Origin of the sequence: Candidatus Neptunochlamydia vexilliferae, from assembly GCF_015356785.1 — a bacterium.
Taxonomy (GTDB): Bacteria; Chlamydiota; Chlamydiia; order Chlamydiales; family Simkaniaceae; genus Neptunichlamydia; species Neptunichlamydia vexilliferae.
On sequence record NZ_JAAEJV010000082.1, the window covers coordinates 1 to 6,004 of the forward strand.

At 44.7% G+C, this 6,004-nt stretch carries 4 protein-coding genes and 1 pseudogene; 3 read left to right on the forward strand and 2 right to left on the reverse strand.

The genetic code is table 11. From position 1 onward, the window contains the following. Window positions 1–463: 463 nt before the first annotated feature. Together rsgA and NEPTK9_RS08885 are read right to left on the reverse strand one after the other, a co-directional pair. Window positions 464–1,561, reverse strand: a complete 1,098-nt coding sequence (rsgA, locus tag NEPTK9_RS08880) for a ribosome small subunit-dependent GTPase A (RefSeq protein ID WP_194848478.1) — start codon at window positions 1,559–1,561, stop codon at window positions 464–466. After that, a complete protein-coding gene (locus NEPTK9_RS08885) occupies window positions 1,558–2,274 on the reverse strand; it encodes a TrmH family RNA methyltransferase (protein WP_194848479.1) in 717 nt (238 codons plus the stop codon). The genes rsgA and NEPTK9_RS08885 overlap by 4 nt, the downstream gene beginning before the upstream one ends. 22 nt (window positions 2,275–2,296) lie before the next feature. Here NEPTK9_RS08885 and NEPTK9_RS08890 point away from each other — a divergent pair, with 22 nt between their 5' ends. From NEPTK9_RS08890 to NEPTK9_RS10060, 3 genes and pseudogenes are all read left to right on the forward strand, one after another. After that, window positions 2,297–4,045: a PP2C family protein-serine/threonine phosphatase gene (locus tag NEPTK9_RS08890; protein WP_194848480.1), complete on the forward strand. Its 1,749-nt coding sequence runs from the start codon at window positions 2,297–2,299 to the stop codon at window positions 4,043–4,045. A gap of 51 nt (window positions 4,046–4,096) precedes the next feature. Continuing rightward, window positions 4,097–5,671: an AAA family ATPase gene (locus tag NEPTK9_RS09910; RefSeq protein WP_194848481.1), complete on the forward strand. Its 1,575-nt coding sequence runs from the start codon at window positions 4,097–4,099 to the stop codon at window positions 5,669–5,671. 146 nt (window positions 5,672–5,817) lie between these two features. Continuing rightward, window positions 5,818–5,904 (forward strand): annotated as a pseudogene (locus NEPTK9_RS10060) (IS200/IS605 family transposase); the annotation flags it as partial. Window positions 5,905–6,004: the final 100 nt, after the last annotated feature.

The following is a 6,004-nucleotide window of genomic DNA, read 5'->3' on the forward strand; positions in this document are numbered from 1 at the left end:
TCAGTGAATTTTTTTGTTATACCCAAACAAGCTCAAGAATTGGTTTTAGGCAACGCGAAAGCTGTCGAAATTCGTCGATCCTAAGTGGCTAAAAACCTGGAAAAAAAACTTGGTCCTTCGTGAAAGATGTGCAAGGTTTTCTAGGAAAAAACCTTTCCAGCGAACTGACATGGCTTCGGAGCCGAAGGCGAAGAAAAGCCATGCGGTGAGCTGTCCGCGGCTTCAAGATGGCTCTGCAAAATCGCCCCGCACGAGGGGTGGAACAGTGCTTTGCACGGCCCCCCGAGGAGGGTCGATTTGGCTTGCCAGATTGAAGCTCAAGGGGGCAGCAGGGGGCTTGCCCCCGACGCATCTTTCATAAGACCAAAAATTGTTACCCTATTTTGAACCATGCCAAATTTTCCTCATAAAAAACTAAGGCAACGAAGTGTAATTGATTACACGCCCTAGCAAATGGAGTGTTTTATTCCCACTCTTTTGGGGGCGTATCTTCTAAAAGGGTGAGGTAGGAAGCGTAGCGGAGAGGGGCGAGTTTTTTTTCTTCGAGCGCTTTTTTAATGCCACACTCGGGTTCGTGAATGTGGGTGCAGGTTTTAAATTTGCAGTCAGCTGCAAAGGGAATGAAATCGGGGAAAATTTCAAGAATGGCAGCGGGATCGTTTTGCCATAGCCCAAAGCTTTTGATTCCGGGAGTGTCAATGCAAAAGGCCCCATTTTCTAGGGTAACCAGCTCTGCATTGGTGGTGGTGTGAGACCCTTTATTGGTCTTTAGAGCGATGGGACCGATGGGAAGATCGCTTCCAAAGATCGCATTGATGAGCGAGGTTTTCCCCACTCCCGACTGGCCAGAAAAAACCGAGGTTTTATTTTCCATAAGCGCTTTAAGCTCATGGAGATTTTCTCCGGTTGCAACACTTAAGACAACGATAGGAATATCGAGCGGCTGGTAGGCCTCTAAAAACTCTTCGAACACAAGTTTTTCGGCAGCGGCCTCATCGGCCGAAATGTTTTCGGGAGGAGCCATTAAAAGATCATGCTTGTTCACCACAATAATCGGGTCCATGTTCCCCTCTTTTGCCGAGAGGATATACCGGTCGATTAAAAGGGGCTTAAACTTTGGAGAAACAAGAGAGGTGACGATAAAAACCTGGTCGATATTAGCGGCGATGAGTTGGTGTTTGCGACGGGATAAATTTTCAGCGCGACGTAAAAAAGAGGTGCGCGCTTCAACATGAAAAATCGTCTGTGAGGGATCAAAGTAGACCCAGTCACCGACGGCGATCAGATTTTTTTGCTTTGTCTTCTCTTTTTTAAGAGCCCCTTTTAGGGTACAGTCAAAGGCTGTGTTGTCACAGGTAACAGTGATGATGTCGGGAGAGATTTTTAAAACCCGTCCCCGCCGATCATTTTCTCCTAAGGTGACCGTTTTTTCTTGTTTGACCTGGTCGGTTTTTTTGTACTTGGAGCGATCCTTGGCTTGGGTTTGTCGCCGCTCTTTCCGGCTTTCTCTTTTGCCACTGGAGTAAAAGGCTTCTTCGTAATCTAGATAGTCGTCTCTCATCGACTCTCTCCCATTTTGTGCATCAAGATCCCACCAGCGACGGCAACATTGAGCGATTCAGCCTTATCGCTCATCGGAATGGAGATCAATGTTCCCTGACTTTTAAGGGCAGGGGAGGGACCATGCGCCTCACTTCCCAAAACCAAGATGAGTGGGGTCGTAAAAGTTGTATTCTCCATTCCTTGAGCATCAGCGACATAAATATGACGGTTAGACATAAGGGAGAGAAGCTCCTCTTCACTTCCTTGTCGAATAGGTAGGTGAAAGGTCGCTCCTTTTGCAGCGCGGAGGGCTTTGGGGGAAAAGGGGTCAGCGCAGGAAAGGAGAAAAACTCCTTCAAAACCAAGGGCTAAGGCGGTCCGCAGAAGGGTTCCTAAATTGCCAGGATCGTTAATGCGGTCCAGGGCAATCAGCCGCTTTCCCTCAAGTGGAGCGGGAGGAGGCAGGGGAACTTCTGCAAGGTAAGGCTCTGGAGAGGAGGTGTCTGCAATTTTTTTGATCACTTCTGGAGGAACCACATAACGGTTTTTAGCGGGGATGGAGGTTTCCTCGGTGGTGATCAAGGTCTCGATCTCCCCCTGAAACTCAAGAATCATCTTCTTTCCCTCGAGGAGGAGAAAACCTTTTTCATCGCGGTAAAGCCTCTCCTTACGGAGTTTAACGAGATGCTTGACGATTGGGTGTTGTAAACTCGTAACTGTTTTTGGTACCATGGTGTCTAGGGGGAATTATAACATGAAAGGGTCATTTAAGGGAATTCGGGGGTCACTCGCCTCCCGGATCATCTTGATAGCCATGCTCTTCATGGTCGTTCCTCTCCTTGCCCTTATCACCCTTCTCTACTCTGAGGATAGCCGCCTTAAAAAAGAAAATAATTACTTTATACTTAGAATCTTAATGGATGAAAAGGTGGGGATCATTACTGGTGTCGTTTCTCATGATATGGACCTTTTATCAGCCATTGCCACCCTCTATCCGCTGACAAATGACCAAGAAGGAATTCTTAAAAAGCTCGTTGCGGAAGATGATGTTTTGGCCCTTTTTCATCTTAAGCAGGGAGAAAAGGGAGACTATGTCTGCGACCTATCTTCAAGTTCAGAGCTTAAGGGTAAAGATTTTACCCAGATTGTGAGCCAAGCAAAGAAGGGAGTCACCTTTGTGATCGACCCGAAAACAGAGATCTTTTATCTCACCTACTATGATTGGAAAGAAAGTGGGGCGTGGACGGTCTCTTTTGTTGCCCGCCACATCACCCAAGACTTTCCGATTGAAAAGGATATTCTCTATGCCGCTTCCACCTCACTCATCGATGGTGATGGGACGATCCTCCTTTCAACCAATGAGGAGCTGAAAGGGCGCCACTTTACCCGCCCCATCGGAAAAACGTTTCATCTTGAGGGAGAAACCTATATCTCTTTAGAGCGAGCGGTTCCCCATACCAACTTTTCGCTTGTCATTTCAGCCCCTGAGTCGGTCAACTTTGTCGATATTCCTTTCCTCATTTTGAAAGTGGCGATCGCCTTAATTCTTATCCTTGTTATCGGAGGTGGAGGAGCACTTCTTCTCACGAAAAAACTTTCCAAACCGCTCCGCAGTCTCATCGAAGTGATGGGAAAAGTGGGGAAAGGAAACTTGGAAGAACATTTTACTCCAGAGCCGATGGGGTTTGAGATCAATGCCATTGGAAACATCTTTAACGAAACGGTTGACTCGCTCAAAGAAAACATGGAAGCTGCCCAAAAAGAGCGACTTGAAAAAGAGGCGTACGAGACAGAACTTCTCATTGGGGAAGAGGTGCAACGGTCGATCCTACCAAAAAAACTTCCCGATTTTCCAGGCGTGTCACTAGGGGCTCGCTTTATCTCTGCCAAAGAGGTGGGCGGCGATTTTTATGACTTTCTTCCCGACGGAAAACTCCTCCTTTCCATTGCCGATACCGCAGGGAAGGGGATTTCAGCTTGTCTCTACTCGCTCAGTGTTCGGAGTATGCTACGAAGCTTTGGGCAGATCCATCAAACCTTAGATCAAGCGGTCAAAGAGACCAATAATCTCTTTTGTGAAGATGCTGGCGATACCGGGGTTTTTGTCACCGCTTTTGTCACCGCCTTCGATCCAAAAACCAAGCGGCTCGAGTATACCAACTGTGGTCACTTCCCTCCCTTTCTTCTGAAGAAGAGTGGAGCGGTTGAAAAGCTCACCACCCCTGGAATGGCGTTAGGCGTCGAGCCCTTTGAGAAGGTCGCGACTGCCAAAAAACAGCTAGAATCGGGCGATCTCCTCCTCTTTTTTACCGACGGGGTCGTCGAGGCCCACAACGAGGCGATGGAGATGTTTGGGGAGGAGCGGCTCATGCACTCTTTCCAAGAGAAAAAAGGGGAATCTCCTCAAGAAATCGTCAACCAAATCGTTGAAGAGGTGGCCCTTTTTGCCGAAGGGTGTTCTCAGCACGACGATCTTACTCTGGTCGTCCTTAAGGTTCGTTGATGTGAAAGACTTCATGAGGTATAATCAGAGCTTTAAGCATCAGGAAGCTTTGTGAAAAATTTACCTATTGGCATTCAGTCGATTACAGACATTATTCAAGAAAATTATGTCTATGTTGATAAAACATCTTTTGCTCATAAGCTTGTGACAACAGGAAAACACTACTTTATTTCCAGGCCAAGGCGCTTTGGTAAATCTCTTTTTATTAATACTCTTAAAGAGATTTTAAAAGGAAATAAAGAGCTTTTTAAAGATTTCAATATTTATTCGATCGATTACAAATGGAATAACCATCCGATTATCCACTTTGACTTTACCCAGATTTTAACGGATAACCCAACGCGTTTAGAGGAAAGCCTTCAGAGGACCTTACAAACGATTGCCGAAGAACATAAGGTTACTATTGATATTCCCTCAGCTAAAGAAGGCTTGTCGAACCTTGTCAAAGAGCTCTATAAAAAGGGGAAGGTTGTTGTGCTTATCGATGAGTATGATAAGCCAATTATTGATCACCTAAAATCTGTAGAGATTGCTGAGGGAAATCGCACTTTACTTGGAGACTTTTTTGGCGCTCTTAAGGGGCTGGATGATTCTCTAAAGCTAACCTTTACAACGGGCATTAGTAAATTTTCTCAAGTCTCGCTTTTTTCGGGTTTTAATAACCTTCAAGATTTGACCATTCTTCCTGAGTATGCGACGCTCTTTGGTTATACGGAAGAGGAGATTCTCCGTTGTTTTCCAGAACATATTAAGCGAATTAAGAATAACCAAACGGAAGAAAAGGTCTTGGAAGAGATGAAGAATTGGTATAACGGATACCAGTTTTCTCAAGAAAACTTCAAGGTCTATAACCCTTTTTCAACGCTGAATTTTTTAGCAACTGGGGTTCCTCAAAGCTTCTGGTATAATACGGGAACCCCATCATTTTTAATCGAGCTTATCAAAAATATGCCTAAGCCGACCTTCCAGCTTAGTGGCATCAAATCGCGGTCTTCAGAACTCCTTAATATTAGCGGTCTAAAACAAATTAGTCTTAAAGCTTTGATGTGGCAGACTGGGTATCTCTCTTTTAAGGATTATGATTTTGAAAGAGAGCTTTATACGCTTGACTTCCCGAATCGAGAGGTGAGACGGGCTTTTTTTGACTCTTTAATTGAGATGTTTGCCCAGATTAGTTCCTCTGATGTGTCGCTACAGGCTTTGGAGTGTCGAGAAGATCTGGCTGAATGTCAGCTCGAGTCATTCTTTAAAAGAATTAACGTTTACTTTGCTAGAATTCCCTACCACTTATTTAAGCATGCTTGTGAAGGGTTTTATCACAGCATCTTTTTAATCTTGCTGGAAGGGATGGGAATTAAGACAAGGGCGGAGGACCCTACCAACATCGGGAGGATTGATCTTGCATTTGAGATTGATCATACCATTTATATTATGGAGTTTAAGCTTGACAAAGATGCGGAGAGTGCTTTTGAACAAGCTGATCTGAAAGGGTATAAAAGCAAGTACTCAAACCAAGAAAAAAACATTGTTGTTGTAGGGATTAATTTTGATTCAAAGTCTCATAATATTTCTGAATGGAAAGCTGAGGTTTTCTCCCCGAACGGAGAGTTTTTTAAGAGTCTTTAGACTTCAGATGAAGCTTCTTCATAATTTCAATAGGTAAACCACTAGTTTGACTAGTGGACTCCCAAGGCTTGGCCTCTGATTCAGTAAAAAAAAGACGATGTCGATATTATCCTTGTTGGCTTGACGGGTCAACAAAAGGAAAATATATGACAACATCGTCTTATGAAAGCTTAACCCATTCTAGATGGGATTGCAAATACCACATAGTATTTATTCCAAAATGTCGCAAAAAAGGGCATGGTTCAAAATACAGCATGCTGAGGTAACACTTCACGACGTAGCTTTTCTTCGCCTTCGGCTCCGAAGCTGTGTCGGTTCAGTGGATTTTTTTTG

Bases quoted from the DNA above. Each gene is read 5' to 3' on its own strand.
- rsgA (WP_194848478.1), bottom strand. From the start codon at position 1,561: ATGAGAGACGACTATCTAGATTACGAAGAAGCCTTTTACTCCAGTGGC.
- NEPTK9_RS08885 (WP_194848479.1), bottom strand. From the start codon at position 2,274: ATGGTACCAAAAACAGTTACGAGTTTACAACACCCAATCGTCAAGCAT.
- NEPTK9_RS08890 (WP_194848480.1), top strand. From the start codon at position 2,297: ATGAAAGGGTCATTTAAGGGAATTCGGGGGTCACTCGCCTCCCGGATC.